The sequence below is a fragment of the Massilia sp. Root335 genome (genome assembly GCF_001425685.1).
GTDB classification, from domain to species: domain Bacteria; phylum Pseudomonadota; class Gammaproteobacteria; order Burkholderiales; family Burkholderiaceae_D; genus Telluria; species Telluria luteola.
In genome coordinates this window covers 242,909-259,782 of record NZ_LMCY01000026.1, presented here as the reverse complement: position 1 = coordinate 259,782, position 16,874 = coordinate 242,909, and the positions used below count along the sequence as shown (strand labels likewise).

Genomic DNA, 16,874 nt, shown 5'->3' with positions numbered 1-16,874 from the left:
AACGGACCGACGCACTCTACGCTAAAAGTCAATTTGCAATATTGATTCGTGATAACATCATGCGTTCGAAAATCAGGGCCTCGCCCTGAATAGTACCGCGCCGCCCATCGTTTTGGGCGTCGAATCGGTAACACATCTTCATTTGCAAACACGCGCCGGGATCGTACGTACGCGCGTGAGGGAAACAGGACAATGTCGGAAATTCAGTTCTTTCAGCTCGCGTTGATCGCTTTCGCTGCAAGTCTCTTGGTCAGTATGCTCATCGTCCTGTCGCAAAAATGGCATGGCGGCCTGTCGCACGACCATGACCTGGATGGTGTGCAAAAAGTGCATACGACGGCAGTTCCTCGCATCGGAGGGCTGGGTGTCATCACCGGCATTCTGCTGGGGTGCATGGCATTTCGAAGCTTCTACCAGACGGGCCAAACATCGTCCATCAGCGCGGACATGCTGCTGTTGCTCGTCGCGAGCCTGCCTGCCTTCGTGGCCGGCCTGATCGAAGACTTCACGAAGCGGGTGTCGGTACGGATGCGTTTGACGGCAACCGCGTTGAGTGCTCTGGCTGCCAGCGCTTTATTGGGTGCGACCCTGAGCGACCTGGACCTCTGGGGCGTGGATGCACTGCTCGCCTTCGTGCCGTTCGCGCTCCTCGTGACAGCCGTCGTCGTGGCCGGCGGTTCGAATGCGATCAACATCATCGACGGATTCAATGGCCTGTCCAGCAGCACGATCGTCATCATGGCCGCCGGACTGGCTGCGGTTGCACTGCGGTGCGGCGACAACCTCGTGGCGAATCTGGGCGTACTGTGCATCGGCGCCACGCTCGGCTTCATGGCTTTGAACTATCCGCGCGGTAAACTCTTCCTGGGCGACGGCGGTGCTTATTTCCTCGGTTTCTGGGTCTCCGAAATGGCGGTGCTGCTGCTGGTACGTAACGCCAGCGTGAATGCATGGCAAGTGCTGTCCATCTGTGCGTATCCTGTCATCGAAGTGCTGTTCAGCATTTATCGTCGACGCTTCATCCAGAAAGTCAGCCCGGGCGCGCCGGACGCGCTGCACCTGCATACCCTCGTGTATCGCCGGATCGTGTTCAGATATGTTGACAAAAATTCCAGCAATCCTTGGAAGCGCAATGCCGCGGTAGCATGCATCATTCCTCCTGTCGTCGCTGTTTGCGTGGCGGTGAGCGTGGCGGTGGGGACCTCGATTGCGATGAGCATCCTGACCGTACTGGCCCAGGTAGTGATCTACGTCGCAGTGTATGGACGTCTGGTGCGTGGACGTTGGACTGCGGGCGAGGCGGCCAGGATGGGTGCCGATGTCACCGCGAACGCCAAGTTGCGGTGAAGCGTTTCAGAGCCAGGATATAAAAAAACGGACCCTCAGCGGGTCCGTTTTTGCATCCACCAGTGTTCGAACCATATCGCGAACTGAAGCAAGAGGCCGGTGACAAACAGGAAGTCGGAACATATGCCTGTGCGGGCTGCTGCCGCAATCACACCTGCCACGATGAAAAACGTCCGCAAAGTAGGAAGACTACGATCAAGCGACGCGCAGAAATGCACGAGCAAGGCTTCCATATTGGCAGCGGAATGACGCTTCGGTAGTCTCAGTTTCATCTGCTGGCCTTTCTATGTCGACCATCTCATCGTTTTTTAAATACAGTCTAGCATGAGCGTGGACGCCGGTCGTTACAATTGAATAGATTTGCCGTTATTTAAATTACCAGAGCCTTCAGAAATTTTGCGTTTCCTTACATTGTTTGCACAATTCGCTACATTGATCATGTCGAAATGACAACCAGTCGCGCAATTCTCGGCCGTACATGTGACAGGATGGCAGCGATCGCGGGCTGTGACCAGAATTATTCTTCGGAAATAATGTCCCGGCGTTTTGAGTTTGATTGAATAGGCGGATTTTCCCCCGCCTTTTCCTCCAATCGTTTCCTCCTGGCATCGTCAATAATCCTCTCCGTGAATGGGCCATTGTGCCCGCATGACCGGACAGCGAACCACCTTGAGCCACAGCCAGGAAGAGCGGAGAACAACGATGAACGTGAAGAAATTTACAGCGGCGACTTCCCGTGAAGCCCTGCGCAAAGTGCGCGAGGCATTGGGGCCGGACGCGGTCATCCTGTCGAACCGCCCGGTCGATGGCGTGGTCGAGATCCTGGCGCTGGACAACGACGACGTCGCGTCGCTGGCCTCGCCGGCGCCGGAATCCGAGATGGCGGCGCCGCGTCCGAACCTGCACATGCAGGAACCCTCGTTCGATGACTTCGAACCCGCACCGGCACCGGCACCGGCGCCGCGCCCGGCCGCACGCCCCGCGCGCGCTTTCCAGGAAGCCCCGCAGGCCCGTTCCTTCCAGGAAGCCCCGGCCCCGCGCCAATCGCTGAATTCGCTGTACGACCTGGACGAGCCGGCCGCGCCTGCCGTGCCGCCGACGTATGCCAACCGCCGCGCCCCGCAACCGGAAACGCCGGCCTTCGACATGGCTGCGATGACCGCGATGATGTCGGCCGCGATCGCCCAGGCGAAAGAGTCCGCCGCCGCCGAAATGAGCGGCATGATGAACGAAATCCGCGCCATGCGCGGCATGATGGAAACGCAACTGGCCGAACTGTCGTGGGGCAGCACCCAGCAGCGCGAGCCGCAGAAGGCCGCCGTGCTGCGCGAGATGCTGGCCGCCGGTTTTTCGGCGAGCCTGTCACGCTACCTGATCGACAAGCTGCCGGCCGGCAAGGATGCTGCCGAGTCGCTGCGCTGGATCAAGACTGTCCTGTCGCGCAACATCACGACGATGGCCGACGAGGATGCCATCCTCGACCGCGGCGGCGTGTTCGCGCTGGTCGGCCCGACCGGCGTCGGCAAGACGACCACCACCGCCAAGCTGGCGGCCCGCTGCGTGATGCGCCACGGTCCGGAAAAGCTGGCGCTGATCACGACGGACGCCTACCGTATCGGCGGCCACGAACAACTGCGCATCTACGGCAAGATCCTGGGCGTGATGGTGCACTCGGTGAAGGACGAGGCCGACCTGCGCATCGCCCTCAAGGAACTGCGCAACAAGCACACCGTGCTGATCGACACGATCGGCATGTCGCAGCGCGACCAGATGGTCACCGAACAGGTCGCCATGCTGACGGAGTCCGGCGCCGACGTGAAGCGCCTGCTGTGCCTGAACGCGACGTCGACCAACGAGACCCTCAACGAAGTCGTGCGCGCCTACCAGGGCACCGGCCTGGCCGGCTGCATCATGACCAAGCTGGACGAGGCCGCGTCGATCGGCAACGTGCTGGACGTGCTCGTGCGCCAGAAGCTGAACCTGTATTACATCTCCACCGGCCAGCGCGTGCCGGAAGACCTGCACCTGGCCGACCGCGCGATGCTCGTCGACCGCGCCTTCCGCAACAAGCGCGACGCCGCCGCGCAATTGCTTGACGCCGACCTGCCGCTGATGATGGCCGGCCTCGGCAACCTGAACAACGACCGTTCGCTGCGCGAGGTGTACGTTGGCTAGTTTCGACTTCGACCAGGCGGAGGGCCTGCGCCGGATGCTGGCGGGCCCCAAGCCGCGCATCGTGACCTTTCTTTCCGCCACGCCCGAGGACGACAAGGGCGCCATGCTCGTCAACCTGGGCGCCTCGCTGGCCCAGTCCGGCAACGACGTGATGATCGTGGACGCCTGCACGCGCGACTACGGCGTGGCCCAGCGCCTCGGCGTCGACCGCGGCCCCAGCCTGCTGCACGTGGCACGCCAGGAATGCGCGCTGAACCAGGTGATCCATGCGGTGCCGCAGGGGTTTTCGGTAGTCAAGATGGCGTATAAAAACGTCGTCACCGCGCAGGCGGTGACCCAGGTGTCTTCGAACAGCCGGGTACGCCAGCAAGATTGGGCTCCCGCCTTCGCGGGAGCGACGGGAGGTGCGGCTGACGAGATGCGGCGCCTCGCCAAAACCTTCGACGTCCTCGTCCAGCAATCGTCCGGCAGCATCATCATGGTCGACGGCGAGCTTTCCGAAGACGGCATGTTCCCCGTGCCGATCATGGCCACGTCCGAGATCGTCGTGCAGGTGTCGACGAGCGCGGCGTCGATCACGAACGCGTATGCGCTGATCAAGCGACTGTCGCAGCAGCTCGGCCGCCGTCCGTTCGGTATTCTTGTCACCGGCGCTACCGAAGCCGAGGCGAAGGTGGTATACGATAATATGTCATCTGCGGCAACTCGTTACTTGGCGGTAACGCTGAGCTCCATGGGCTCCGTGCCGGCGGACGAGTACCTGCACCGCGCCGCGCGCCTCGGGCGCGCCGTGGTCGACGCATTCCCGCTGGCCGGCGCTTCGGTGGCTTTCCGCCGCCTGGCGGGGCGCTTCGCGCGCACCGGCATGCAGCAGGGACGGGCCGCCTGAGCGGCGAAGAATAATTAATTACTGGAACCATGTACACGGTCAAAGGGAAAGCGGACAAGAACTCCTTGCTGACGGAGCACATGCCGCTGGTGAAGCGTCTCGCCCACCAGATGAAGGCCAAGCTCCCGCCGTCCGTCGAAGTCGATGACCTGGTACAGGCAGGCATGATCGGCCTGCTCGATGCGATCAACCGCTACGAGGAGAACCACGGCGCGCAGTTCGAGACCTATGCGGTGCTGCGCATCCGCGGCGCCATGCTGGACGAGCTGCGCAGCAGCGACTGGATGCCGCGCTCCACGCGCGCCAATATGCGCAAGGTCGAGCAGGCCATGGCTACGCTGCAGCAGCAGCTGGGCCGTCCGCCCAGCGAATCCGAGGTGGCGAAGTCGCTCAAGCTGTCGCTGGCCGATTATCAGGACCTGCTGGGCGATTCCGGCGGCCACCAGCTCGTGTACTACGAGGATTTCCATGACGAAGAGGGCAGCGACAGTTTCCTCGACCGCTATGCCGTGGACGACGACGACCCGCTCAAGAGCCTGCTCGACACGGACTTCCGCCAGACCGTCATCGACGCCATCGACGCGCTGCCGCCGCGCGAGAAGATGCTGATGGGCCTGTACTACGAAGAAGAACTCAACCTCAAGGAAATCGGCGCCGTGATGGGCGTGTCGGAATCGCGCGTGTCGCAGCTGCACACCCAGGCCGTGGCGCGCCTGCGTACCTATCTGCGGGAGCGTTCGTGGACCTGACCAGCCTGCTAGGCCTCGCACTGGCGCTCGCCGGGGTCTTCATCGGGCACACGCTCGACGGCGGCAAATTCTCCTCGCTGATCCAGCCGGCCGCGTTCGCCATCGTCGTGGTCGGCACGTTCGGCGCCGTGCTGCTGCAGACCAAATCGCAGGCGTTCGTGCGCGGCGTGCGCATGCTGCGCTGGGTGTTCATCACGCCGCCCGACCGCCGCCAGGCGCTCGCACGCGAGATCAACCTGTGGAGCCTGTCGGCACGGCGCGACGGGCTGCTGTCGCTCGAACAGTACGTCGCGAAGGCCGATCCGTTCATCCAGAAGGGCCTGCGCCTCGTCGTCGACGGCATCCAGCCGGACAAGCTGCGCAGCCTGCTCGACACGGAAATCAACACCTACGAATTCCGCGAACGCCAGGCCGCGCGCATCTGGGAATCGGCGGCCGGCTATGCGCCGACGGTCGGCATCCTCGGCGCCGTGCTGGGCCTGATCCACGTGATGGAAAACCTGTCCGACCCGTCGCGCCTTGGCGCCGGTATCGCCGTCGCGTTCGTCTCGACCGTGTACGGCGTCGGCCTCGCGAACCTGTTCTTTTACCCGGTCGGCAACAAGATCAAGGGCATCGTCGCCGAGCGCGTGGCCCAGTACGAAATCCTGACCGACGTCTTCCACGACATCGCCACCGGCGACTACACGCGTGTGATCGAAGAGCGCGTGGCGTGCCTGCTGGCGCAGCACTGACTTCGCTGCCATGGCGCGCCGCAAACGGTACGAACAGGACACCGAGAACCACGAGCGCTGGCTGATTTCCTACGCCGACTTCATCACCCTGCTGTTCGCGTTCTTCGTCGTCATGTATGCGGTGTCCGTGGTCAATATCGGCAAGTACACGGTGTTGTCGGAAGCGCTGGGCGATGCGTTCGGCGGCCGCGGCGCCGCGAACCGGACGAATACCATGGTCGAGGTCGACGCGCTGCCCCTGTCCAACATCCTCGCGCACAAGCGGGCGGAAGAGGCCAAGCGCGACCGCGCACGCCTCGACCTGCTGGCGAAGAAGCTGGACAGCATCCTGAAACCCCTCGTCAACAGCGGCAAGGTGCGCGTGACGCAGACCGCGCGCGGCGTCACGCTGGAGATCAATGCCAGCGTGCTGTTCGACGAAGGCGACGCCGCGCTGACGCCCCCGGCCCAGGAGACCCTGCGCACCGTCGCCGACCTGCTCAAGGACGATCCGCACGGGATCGAAGTCGAAGGCTTCACGGACAATACGCCGATCGGCAACCCGGCGTTCGCGTCGAACTGGGAATTGTCCGCGGTGCGCGCCACCACCGTCGTGCGCCTGTTCGCGGCGAACGGCGTGGCCGAGGAACGGCTGGCGGCCGTGGGGCGCGGCGCCAACCGGCCGATCGCATCGAACCTCGACCCCATCGGGCGGGCGCGCAACCGGCGCGTGGCCGTCACCATTCTCTCCGGCGCCGGCGCCTGACGCCGCGCCCGCGCGGTACAATCGTTCCCGCCCGACAGCAATGTCGAACGAACGAGGAGACCGGATGAATTTGCATGCGAGCCTGAGCGTCGACGCGAGGCATGACAAGGTATGGATCACCTTCAGGGCGGAGAACCGCGGCGAGCGCCGGGTGTGGCTGCCGCGCGCGCTGGATGCCGACGTGCGGCCCGCCGGCCGCCTGTTCGACGTGCGCGCGCATCCGGGCGGCGCGGTCGTCGCCTATGTCGGCGCCGGCGCCGCGCAGGGGGCATCCGGGTGGTTCGAACTGCCGCCGCACTCCGCCCACACGCACACCATCGACATCACGGCCGACTACGCCTTCCGTCCGGGCGACCACACCTACGAGCTGCGCTACGCCGGCCTGGCACTGGCCGACATCCACCAGCCCGACGCCACGACGCCGCTCGTCACCGAGCCCGTGATGTTCCGCCACGTCGCGCCTTAATTGCGCCGCACGGTCCGGTAGGGATTGTTTTCGCTGAAGTATTCGTGCGAATCGGCGTTGTCGATGGCACGGTCGGGATTGCTGCCCGCCAGCGCGGCCGCCGCGGCCTGGCCATACACCCAGTCGCCGGTTCCGGCCACGACGGTGAAATGGCTCATCTCGTGCACCAGCGTGCCGCCCCTGGAATCGGTGCCCGTCAGCGGCGCCGTCCAGAAGGCCTTGCAGACGTGGATCGTGTACGGCTCGTTCGGATAGACATAGGCGTACCACGGCTGGGTGCACGCGCAGTCGACCGTGGTCAAACGGGTGGCGAAGGCGTCGCGGATGGCCGCGACGTGGCGGGCGACGGTCGTCGCGCGGGCATTGTCCACCGGGCCGAACCAGTTCGTGTAGCGCACCGCCAGCGCCTGGCCCTGCAGGTAGGCGTCGGCATCCTGCGCCATCGCCAGGCCGGCCTGGACGGCGCCGGCGATGCCGTCCTGTTGCGCGTTCGAACAGTGTGAATAGGCGAGGCCGCTGCCGGCAGGAACAACCGCGGGTGGCGGTTCCGGCATCCCGCGCGGCAGGCGGCCATCGATCCAGACGGCGGCCGCCTGCGGCGACGCCTCGGCACGGCCTTGCGGCCGCAACGCGTCCGGCCGGCTGGCCACCTGCAGGCGCTCGGCGCGGTAGCGCACGCTGTACGCGCCCGTGATGTCCATGCGGTACAGCGCGGACAGTTCCACGCGCACGCTGCGCGCCGCGCCCGGCCTGAGCGCGACGAGATCGGCGGGCGCCGGCGCCGCGCGCTTCGCCTGGATGCCCAGGTAGGTGACGGGCAAGCCGTCGCGCGTGACGTCGAACAGCGGCGCCTGCACGCCGGCGAACGGCGTCTGCCAGGTCGGCACGTAGAGCGTCGTGGTCGACGTATTGCGGAGCGTCACCGTCACGACGACGTCGTCGCCGTGCGTCAGGCTTTGCCGCACCGGCGTGACGTCGACGGCGATGCCGCCCGGCGCCGCCGCCTGGCAGTCCGCCATCAGCAGCAGGGCGGCGAGCGTGCCGCCGGTCCAGCGCGCGTTACCGTTCATATGTGCCTCCAGAGGCGGTGCAAACCCTCGTTGTAGCGCGGCTTCCGGTCGTTGGTATTGCTATGACGCAATATTTGTCGTTGCGATACCTTCGTGATGACGGTCAAGTTGCTACATTGACGCAACATTTCGATGAGCAACGTAAGTATTGCTCGATCAATATTTAATAACTTGTTATCATATATTGATTCCCGGGATATATAAGTTGCCATAGGGAATCTCTTCCATTCACGCCGACACGGCATTGCCGACGGCGCCATTCGCTTCATCACATGAATATCGAGCACGACAGCCACGCCTCCTGCATGAGCGGACTTCGCACGACCGGCACCGGCGCCGCCATGGCGGCATGAGGCGGCGCGCGCGCAGGATGCCGTCCGCCGTGCGGCTGTCCGTCCTCACGGCGCTGCTGGCCGTGTTCATGGCCTGGCTCGCGCTGGGCCATGGCGCGCTGCTGCCGTGGGATCCGCGCTGGTACCTGACGGCGCACACGGCAATGGAAGTGTTTTCGGTGGTCGTGGCGATGCTCGTGTTTTCCACGGGCTGGCACGGCATCGGGCGCGAGATGCCGATCCGCGTGGCGCTGCTGTCGCCGACCGCGCTGGTGGTCGGCCTGCTCGACTTCGGCCACCTGATGTCGGTGCAGGGCATGCCCGGCGTCGCGGGGCCGGGCAGCGTCGGACGCGGCATCGAATTCTGGCTGCTGGCGCGCACCGTCAGTGCGTGCGCGCTGCTCATCGCCGCGTTTGCCCCGCGCGAGCGGGTCGTCGGGCGCCGCGTGCGCGGCTGGGCGCTGGCGGCGGCGCTGGGCATTGCCGCGCTCGGATTCTGGGTGGCCGTGGACAATCCGCTGGCGCTGCCGCCGACCTTCGTGCCGGGGCAGGGCCTGACGCCGTTCAAGATCGATGTCGAAGTCGTGCTGATCGCCCTGAATGCCGTCGCCGCGCTGTTCCTGCTGCGGCGCGCGCTGCTCACCCGCCTGCGCACCGACCGCTACCTGGCCGCGACGGCGGCCGTGATGGCGCTGGGCGGCGTCAGCTTCACGCTGTACGCGCGTCCGGACGACGTCATGAACATGGCCGGCCACGTGTACAAGGTGATCGCCTACCTGTGCCTGCACCGCGCGATCTGGGTGGCCGCCGTGCAGGCGCCCTACCTGCGCCTGCAGCGTTCGGAACGTTCGCTGGCCGAGAGCGAGGCCAGCTTCCGCAGCCTGATGGAATGCGCGCCGGACGCCATCCTGCTGGTCGGCGCGGAAGGGCGCATCACGATGATGAATGCGCGCGCGGAAAACCTGTTCGGGGTGGCGCGCGAGGCGGCCGCCGGCCTGCCGCTGGACATCCTGGTGCCGGCCGCCGCCGGCGACGCCGAGGTGGATTGCCGCAGCCGCGCCGGCGCCGCCTTCCCGGCCGAGGTGCGCCGCGCCGGCATGCCGAGCGGCCAGCAGGTGGCCATCGTGCGCGACGTGTCGGAGCGGCGCCGGCTCGAACGTGCCCTCGTCGAACAGCTCACCCACGACGCCCTGACGGGCCTGCCGAACCGCAACCGGATCCTCGAGACGCTGGACGAGGCGATCGCCGGCGCGCGCCAGGACGGCCGTATCCTGGCCGTGCTCGTGTTCGACCTGCACGAATTCCGCAAGATCAACAGCGGCTACGGCTACGGCGGCGGCGACGACGTGCTGCGCGAATGCGTCGTCCGCCTGTCGGGCCTGCTGGCGGGCGGCGACATGCTGGCGCGCCAGGGCGGCAACGAATTCATCGTCGTGCAGAAGCAATCGGGCCCGGAGGCCGCCGCGGCGCTGGCCGGACGGCTGCTGGACGCCATGCGCGAACCGTTCCCGATCGGCGGGCAGCACGTGTTCCTGGCCGCCAGCGTCGGCATCGCACTGCTGCCGGATGGGGGCTGCGGCGCGCACGAACTGCTGCAGATGGCGCAGGTGGCGATGGCCGCCGCGCGCGCCGACGGTCCGGCGCGCCACTGCTTCCACACGGACGCGATGGCGCAGGCGATCCGCGAGCGGGTCGACCTGGAAGCGCTGCTGCGCCATGCCATCGAGCGCAACCAGTTCGCGCTGCAATACCAGCCGCGCGTCGACCTGGCCAGCGGCGCCGTGCTCGGCGTGGAGGCCCTCGTGCGCTGGCGCCATCCGGTGCTCGGCCTCGTGGCGCCGGCGCGCTTCATTCCGCTGGCCGAGGAGACGGGCCTGATCGACGACCTCGACATGTGGGTGCTGGACGAGGCCTGCGCGCGCGCGGCCGCGTGGCGCGCGCAAGGGTTGCCGCCGCTGCAGGTGTCCGTCAACCTGTCGGCGCGCCAGTTCCAGCAGGCCGGCCTGGCCCAGCGGGTCCGGGCCGCGCTGGAACGCAGCAACCTGCCGCCGGCCTGCCTGGAGATCGAGATCACGGAAAGCACGGTGATGCGCGACACCGGCGAAGCGACGAGCGTGCTGCGCTCGCTGAAGGCGCTCGGCGTGGCGCTGTCGATCGACGACTTCGGCACCGGCTATTCGTCGCTCAGCTATCTCAAGCGCTTTCCGATCGACGTGCTCAAGATCGACCGTTCGTTCGTGAGCGACGTGACGGCCGACCCGAACGACGCCGCAATCGCGCGCGCCATCATCGCGCTGGCGCATACGCTGAACCTGGAGGCGGTGGCGGAAGGTGTCGAGACGGCCGAGCAGGTGGCCTTTTTACGCGAGAACGGGTGCGACGAAATCCAGGGCTATTATTTCAGCCCGCCCGTGTGGCCGGAGCAGATCGAGCAGATGTTGACCGAACGGACGTTGGACCTGCCCGTATCGACGTAGGGCGGAATCAGCCGACCGCAAACCGCCGCGACGGCCCCGTCGACATGGTCTGGCCGCCCGGCCCGTAGACGCCGGCCGCATTGCCGGCGGGGCCGCGCAATTCGTTCAGCGCCGCCTGGGCCTGGCCCAGCTGGCGGTTGACGAGCATGCCGTTGACGCGGTTGAGTTCCTTCGCTGCGCGGGTCAGGTCCAGCAGGCGGTTCCACTCGGCGCGCTGCTCGTCGTTGCCGCCCACGGCCAGCCAGGGCTCCATCCCGGCTTCGCCCGCTGGAAAGCCGGCGGCGGCGAGGGCCTTGTGGCGTACGCGCGACAGGGTCGCGGCGCGCTGCGCCAGTTGCAGCTTGTTGGGGGTGATGGTCGAGAGGCCATCCGCATCCGCACTGATCAGGAGCTGTTGCTCCGTCTTCATCAGTTCCACGATGGAACCGATCACTTGCTGTTCGTCGCGCAGGGTTGCGCCAGGGGATGCAATGGCCATGGGTTATCTACTGTTTGCGGGAATGCAGCAGATCGCGCACTGTATCCAACAGGCCGTCCGCCACTTTCTCCGAATTCACTTGAAAATGGCCATCCGCGATGGCCGCCTTGATGCGTTCAACCTTCTTGCTGTCGAACACTTGATTGGTGCCGCCGGCCGCGAGCGCCTGGCCTTGCGAGGACAGGCGTACGGTGTCGGTCGCTGCGGGCGAGACCGTCTTCGCGGCGGCCGCGTCGCTGCTCTTCGCGGTCGTGGCCGTGTTGTTGGCCTGCACGCCCGCGTTGTTCTTGAGTGTATCGTTGATTTTCACAGCATCATCCTTCTCAGGTCGGAGCCGAAAGCCCGGGATCTGCCTAAGTAACGGCGCTGTTGCCGAAAACTTTAGGGGACATCAAACAAAGTGCGGGCGCATGCCACACTTTTCAAAGTCCCCTCGACGATCCGTGATGTCAGTGTCTCCCGTGCTGCCTTAAAACGCCACCTCGACCATGCCGCCGGCCCGCGCCGTGCCGCTGACGACCGCGCCGCCCGGCGTGCGCACCTGCACGATCTGGCCGTCGCCGGCGTTGCCGATGGCCTTGCCTTCGGCCGATACTGAAAATCCATTGCCGTTAGAGACCAGGCGTACGGCCTGTCCCTGCTGCACGACGGGCCTGCTGCGCAGCGTGTCCAGGCGCAGCGGCGTGCCGGCCGCCAGCGACACCGTCGGCGTGCGGCCGAGCGCCTGCGCCATGTCCGTGATGATGCCGTTCGGCATGGAGGCGATGTCGCCTTTCACCAACACCAGCTGGCTTTGCTCGATCGGCTGGCCCTGCGCCAGCGGCAGCGCCGCGGCGACATAGTCCGCCTGCACGTTCACCTGCGCCTGCACGAAGAGCGTCCAGTTCGACGGCGCCGTGCAGCGCACGCCCACCGTCGTCTTGCCCCAGGCGCGTGCGCCCGGCTGCAGGAAGGCTTCCGGCGCCGGGCAGGCGGCGAGGGCGGTACGGGCGTCGATCGCGCCCACCTTCACCGTCACGGTGCCGGGCAGGCCCGCCGTCTGGGTGTGCAGGAATTGCTCGACGACGGTGCGCAGGGCATTGATGTTCTGGCGGCCGGCGGGCGTCGTCTGCGCGGAGGCCAGTGAGGCGGCGCCGACGAGCAGGGCGGTAAGGAGCGTGCGTTTCATGGATTGAGCGGTACGGGTTTTTGCGACGCTGCCATCTTAGGTCCGGCGCGCCGCCGTCGAACCGCCGAATAGCCGGGTTTTGGGTCTCTTTATTGCCCGATTGGAAGAGTCCACCGGTCCGTATGATCCATGCTGTCCACCACCAGATACCTGGAAAAAACGGAGCCACCATGATCGGCAAACTCGACGATTACCTGCGTTTCAATGAAACCGCGCTCAGCCTGCGCTCGCAGCGCCAGGAATTGCTCGCGTCGAACATCGCCAACGCGGACACGCCGAATTTCAAGGCGCGCGACATCGATTTTTCCAGCGCCCTGCAGGGCGCGCTGGCGCGTGCGACGAACAACGCGCCGCTGGCGACGACGTCCGGCGCGCATTATCCGAACGCCAGGGCAGCGGCCGACGGCAAGACGCTGGGGGACGGCGCCACGCCCGTGCTGTACCGCACCGTGACGCAGGGTGCCGTCGACGGCAACACGGTCGACATGGACACGGAACGCACCCAGTTCGCCGACAACGCGCTGCGCTACGAAGCCGGCATCACGATGCTCAACCAGCAGATCCGCAACATGCTCGCGGCCATCCAGGGAGGCCAGTAATCATGTCCTTATTTAATGTCTTCAACGTGGCCGGCTCGGCCATGAGCGCCCAGGCCCAGCGCCTGAACACGACGGCCAGCAACCTCGCCAACGCCGACAGCGCGACGAGCGCCACGGGCGAGGCCTACCGCGCCAAGCAGGTCGTGTTCGAAGCCGTCCCGATGGACCAGGGCACGGGCGTCAAGGTGCGCGAAGTGGTCGAGGACGCATCCCCGCTGAAGCAGGTGTACGACCCCAAGAATCCCCTCGCCGACGACAAGGGCTATGTCTCGATGCCCAACGTGAACGTAGTCGACGAAATGGTCAACATGCTGTCGGCCTCGCGCTCCTACCAGACGAATGTCGAGACCATGAACGCGGCCAAGACCATGCTGCTCAAGACACTGACCCTCGGCCAGTAATCCGGACTATCACCCTCTACTCACACTGACACGCTCCCATGGCGACCGTAACCGACACCACCAGCACGCCCATCACCGACCTGATGTCGACGATGAACGCGAAAAAGCCGACCAGCACGGACGGCGTTTCCGCCGACACCGACAAGTTCATGACCCTGCTGGTGACCCAGCTGCAGAACCAGGACCCGCTGAACCCGATGGACAACGCCCAGATGACGAGCCAGCTCGCGCAGCTGCAGACCGTGACCGGCGTGAACAAGCTGAACACGACCCTGGAATCGCTGCAGTCCAGCTACAAGAGCACGGAATCCATGCAGGCGACGAACCTCATCGGCCGCGGCGTGCTCGTCGACGGCAACAACGTCACCCTGGCGGGCAGCAAGGGCGTTCTCGGCGTGAACCTGGCCAGCGACGCCGACGACGTCAAGGTCGTCATCAGCGACGCGAAGGGCAACGAGGTCGAGACGATGGACCTGGGCGCGCAGAAGGCCGGCGTCACGCCGCTCGCGTGGGACGGCGTGCCCGATGCGACCAAGCTGGACAGCAGCGGCAAGCCGATCACGCTGGCCGACGGCAATTACACGTTCAAGGTCGTGGCGATGCGCGGCGGCGCCGCCCTGACCGACGCCGGCGGCCTGTCGCTCGACAGCGTCGCCAGCGTCACCACCAACAGTACCGATGGCGTCAAGGTGAACCTGTCCGGCAAGGGCGCGCTCACGCTGGCCGACATCAGGCAAGTCCTGTAAGCGCCGCTTACACAACGATCGAACGAATAACAGGAGCACAACATGTCCTTCCAACAAGGCCTGAGCGGCTTGAACAGCGCGGCGAAATCGCTGGACGTCATCGGCAACAACATCGCCAACTCGAGCACCGTGGGCTTCAAGGGTTCGACCACGGAATTCGCCGACGTGTATGCGCGCTCGCTGAACGGCGCCGGCGCCACCCAGGCGGGTATCGGCGTGAGCGTGGCGGGCATCGCCCAGCAGTTCACCCAGGGTAATATCGAGACGACCGCCAACCCGCTCGACATCGCCATCAACGGCGGCGGCTTCTTCCGTACCGAGATCGGCGGCGCCGTCCAGTACACCCGCAACGGCCAGTTTTCGCTCGACAAGAACGGCTACGTCGTGACGCCGCAGGGCGCCAACGTGACGGGCTACGGCGTCGCCGCGAACGGCCAGATCCTGGCCAGCACGCCGACCCCGCTGAAGATCAGCACGGCCGACATGAAGCCGGTCGCCACGACCAAGGTCGACACGTCGATCAACCTCGACTCGCGCGAGACCATCCCGACCAACTTCCCGTTCAACGCCAACGACGCGACCACGTACAACAAGCAGGTCCCGGTCAGCGTCTACGACACCCTGGGCAACGAGCACACGATGTCGATGTACTACGTGAAGACCGGCTCGGGCACGTGGGACGTGTACGCCGGCGCCGACGGCACCGAGATCACCAACGTCAACGTGGCCAAGGCCGGCGCCAGCGATCCGACGGCGATGACCGCGCGCGACGACTGGACCGCCGCCACGAAGGCGTCGCCGCAGGACCCGGCCGCCGTCGCCAAGGCGCTGTCCGACTACGCCGCCGCGGTCTCCGCCGCCGTCGGCACCGCCGCCGGCACGGCCGGCGCCACCGCGGCCACCGTCACCGCCATCCAGACGGCCGCCACCGATGCGGGCAACACGGTCGGCTATACCCCGGACGAGGTCGACAAGGACGTCGCCGCCGCCGTGTCGGTGCCGTCGATCCCGGTCGGCACGCTCAAGTTCGACTCGAACGGCGCGTTGTCGGCCGCGCTGATGTCGCCGCAGACCTTGCCGCTGAACGTGTCGTTCCCCGTCTACCCGGCGACGGGCGCCAAGGAAACGCTGTCGATCAAGGTCGGCTTCAACGGCAGCACGCAGTACGGCGCCGACACGAGCGAAAAACTGACCACCCAGGACGGCTACACGGCCGGCCACCTGCAGCGCTTCTCGGCCGCGGCCGACGGCACGCTGCTGGGCCAGTACAGCAACGGCCAGACCAAGCCGCTGGGCCAGATCGTGCTCGCCAACTTCACGAACTCGGGCGGCCTGGAACCGATCGGCAACAACTCCTGGGTCGAAACGTCGGCCTCGGGCACGCCGCTGCTGGGCACGGCGGGCACGGGCAGCTTCGGCGTGCTGCAGGCGTCCGCGACGGAAAGTTCGAACGTCGACCTGACGGCCGAGCTGGTCAACATGATCACGGCCCAGCGCGTCTACCAGGCCAACGCCCAGACCATCAAGACGCAGGACTCGGTGCTGCAGACGCTGGTGAACCTGCGCTGATGCACGCAAAACTCGGGTTCCCGCCTTCGCGGGAACGACGGCGCATGTTGGAGAGCAAAAGCATGCACGTCGCCCCTGCGCAGGCAGGGGCCCAAGTTCGCGTGCACGCGTGCAGAAATTGGGTTCCCGCGTACGCGGGAACGACGGAATCTTGATATTCGTTGTCGGGAAAAAGTAAATGGACCGCCTGATCTACACGGCCGCCACCGGCGCCAAGCACATCCTGGAGCAGCAGGCCACCACGTCGAACAACCTGGCCAACCTGAGCACGACGGGTTTCCGCGCGCAGCTGGATACGTTCCGCGCCGTGCCCGTCGTGAGCGAAGGCTTGCCGACGCGCGCGTTCGTTGTCGACAACACCATCGGCGCGGACTTCACGGCCGGTCCGATGCAGGTGACGGGGCGCGATCTCGACGTGGCCATCAAGGGCCCGGGCTGGATCGCCGTGCAGATGCAGGACGGCACCGAAGCCTATACGCGCAACGGCTCGCTGCAGATCAGCCCGAACGGCATCCTGCAGACGGCCAACGGCCAGACGGTGATGGGCGAGGGCGGTCCGATCGCGATTCCGCCGAACACGACCGTGTCCGTCGGCAAGGACGGCTCCATCTCGTCGCTGACGACGGACACCGTGCCCGCCACGTCCACCGTCGTCGGCCGTCTCAAGCTCGTCAATCCGGACCAGAAACAGCTCGTGCGCGGCGACGACGGCTTCTTCCGGATGCAGGACGGTTCCAGTGCCCAGGCCGACCCGGCCTTGACGGTGACGAGCGGCACGCTGGAAGGCAGCAACGTCTCGGCCGTCGACTCGATGGTGAACATGATCTCTTTGGCACGTTCTCTCGAGACCCAAATGAGCCTGTTGAAGAACGCGGAGAATAACGCGGCGAAAGCGACGCAGATCCTCGCTTTGACTTGATTTCTCCTGG

General features: G+C 65.8%; 18 protein-coding genes. 13 read left to right on the top strand and 5 right to left on the bottom strand.

The genetic code is table 11. The features are described 5' to 3' along the window. Positions 1–192: 192 nt before the first annotated feature. Complete coding sequence (locus ASC93_RS15255; RefSeq protein WP_056443624.1) at positions 193–1,347, top strand: glycosyltransferase; 1,155 nt, start codon at positions 193–195, stop codon at positions 1,345–1,347. 35 nt (positions 1,348–1,382) lie between these two features. On the opposite strand, the gene ASC93_RS15250 is transcribed toward ASC93_RS15255, so the two are convergent. Next, on the bottom strand, positions 1,383–1,619 hold the full coding sequence (locus ASC93_RS15250; protein WP_157201940.1) for a hypothetical protein: 237 nt from the start codon (positions 1,617–1,619) through the stop codon (positions 1,383–1,385). 430 nt (positions 1,620–2,049) lie between these two features. Between ASC93_RS15250 and flhF the strand changes: the two genes are divergently transcribed. The 6 genes from flhF (at position 2,050) to ASC93_RS15220 (ending at position 7,105) form a co-directional block, all read left to right on the top strand. Then, positions 2,050–3,522: a flagellar biosynthesis protein FlhF gene (gene flhF, locus ASC93_RS15245; RefSeq protein ID WP_056443618.1), complete on the top strand. Its 1,473-nt coding sequence runs from the start codon at positions 2,050–2,052 to the stop codon at positions 3,520–3,522. Continuing rightward, positions 3,515–4,411 (top strand): hypothetical protein, encoded by an 897-nt coding sequence (locus ASC93_RS15240; protein ID WP_056443614.1) that lies wholly within the window; start codon positions 3,515–3,517, stop codon positions 4,409–4,411. Before flhF ends, ASC93_RS15240 begins: the two co-directional genes overlap by 8 nt. Before the next feature lie 29 nt (positions 4,412–4,440). Beyond that, positions 4,441–5,160, top strand: coding sequence for an RNA polymerase sigma factor FliA (locus ASC93_RS15235; RefSeq protein WP_056443611.1), 720 nt, complete (start codon positions 4,441–4,443; stop codon positions 5,158–5,160). Beyond that, positions 5,151–5,894 (top strand): flagellar motor protein, encoded by a 744-nt coding sequence (locus ASC93_RS15230; RefSeq protein ID WP_056443608.1) that lies wholly within the window; start codon positions 5,151–5,153, stop codon positions 5,892–5,894. Before ASC93_RS15235 ends, ASC93_RS15230 begins: the two co-directional genes overlap by 10 nt. Positions 5,895–5,904: 10 nt before the next feature. Then, entirely contained in the window at positions 5,905–6,639 is a 735-nt protein-coding gene (gene motD, locus ASC93_RS15225; protein WP_056443605.1) for a flagellar motor protein MotD, read from the top strand. A 64-nt stretch (positions 6,640–6,703) separates the two neighbouring features. Next, positions 6,704–7,105 carry a hypothetical protein gene (locus ASC93_RS15220; protein WP_056443601.1) on the top strand — a complete coding sequence of 134 codons (402 nt, stop codon included), beginning with the start codon at positions 6,704–6,706 and terminating at the stop codon, positions 7,103–7,105. Here ASC93_RS15220 and ASC93_RS15215 read toward each other — a convergent pair. Further along, a complete protein-coding gene (locus tag ASC93_RS15215; RefSeq protein ID WP_056443598.1) occupies positions 7,102–8,175 on the bottom strand; it encodes a M35 family metallo-endopeptidase in 1,074 nt (357 codons plus the stop codon). The two genes, ASC93_RS15220 and ASC93_RS15215, sit on opposite strands and share 4 nt — an antisense overlap. A 382-nt stretch (positions 8,176–8,557) precedes the next feature. Between ASC93_RS15215 and ASC93_RS15210 the strand changes: the two genes are divergently transcribed. Next, positions 8,558–10,984 (top strand): EAL domain-containing protein, encoded by a 2,427-nt coding sequence (locus ASC93_RS15210; RefSeq protein ID WP_162251885.1) that lies wholly within the window; start codon positions 8,558–8,560, stop codon positions 10,982–10,984. A 7-nt stretch (positions 10,985–10,991) separates the two neighbouring features. Here ASC93_RS15210 and ASC93_RS15205 read toward each other — a convergent pair whose 3' ends face one another. The 3 genes from ASC93_RS15205 to flgA all read right to left on the bottom strand — a co-directional run bounded on the left by ASC93_RS15205 (position 10,992) and on the right by flgA (position 12,630). Beyond that, the gene (locus tag ASC93_RS15205; RefSeq protein ID WP_056443592.1) at positions 10,992–11,462 is read right to left on the bottom strand and encodes a flagella synthesis protein FlgN; all 471 of its coding nucleotides are present in this window, start codon (positions 11,460–11,462) and stop codon (positions 10,992–10,994) included. A gap of 7 nt (positions 11,463–11,469) precedes the next feature. Beyond that, positions 11,470–11,772: a flagellar biosynthesis anti-sigma factor FlgM gene (gene flgM, locus ASC93_RS15200; protein ID WP_056443589.1), complete on the bottom strand. Its 303-nt coding sequence runs from the start codon at positions 11,770–11,772 to the stop codon at positions 11,470–11,472. A 159-nt stretch (positions 11,773–11,931) separates the two neighbouring features. After that, complete coding sequence (gene flgA, locus ASC93_RS15195; RefSeq protein ID WP_056443586.1) at positions 11,932–12,630, bottom strand: flagellar basal body P-ring formation chaperone FlgA; 699 nt, start codon at positions 12,628–12,630, stop codon at positions 11,932–11,934. Between the two features lie 170 nt (positions 12,631–12,800). On the opposite strand from flgA, the gene flgB reads away from it, so the two are divergent. The 5 genes from flgB (at position 12,801) to flgF (ending at position 16,864) form a co-directional block, all read left to right on the top strand. Then, a complete protein-coding gene (gene flgB, locus ASC93_RS15190; protein WP_056443583.1) occupies positions 12,801–13,229 on the top strand; it encodes a flagellar basal body rod protein FlgB in 429 nt (142 codons plus the stop codon). 2 nt (positions 13,230–13,231) lie between these two features. Further along, complete coding sequence (gene flgC / locus ASC93_RS15185) at positions 13,232–13,630, top strand: flagellar basal body rod protein FlgC (RefSeq protein ID WP_056443580.1); 399 nt, start codon at positions 13,232–13,234, stop codon at positions 13,628–13,630. Positions 13,631–13,668: 38 nt separating this feature from the next. Further along, positions 13,669–14,376, top strand: coding sequence for a flagellar hook assembly protein FlgD (locus tag ASC93_RS15180; protein WP_056443575.1), 708 nt, complete (start codon positions 13,669–13,671; stop codon positions 14,374–14,376). 42 nt (positions 14,377–14,418) lie between these two features. Then, positions 14,419–15,945, top strand: coding sequence for a flagellar hook protein FlgE (locus tag ASC93_RS15175; protein ID WP_056443573.1), 1,527 nt, complete (start codon positions 14,419–14,421; stop codon positions 15,943–15,945). Between the two features lie 178 nt (positions 15,946–16,123). Next, on the top strand, positions 16,124–16,864 hold the full coding sequence (flgF, locus tag ASC93_RS15170; RefSeq protein WP_056443571.1) for a flagellar basal-body rod protein FlgF: 741 nt from the start codon (positions 16,124–16,126) through the stop codon (positions 16,862–16,864). The last annotated feature ends 10 nt before the right edge of the window (positions 16,865–16,874 follow it).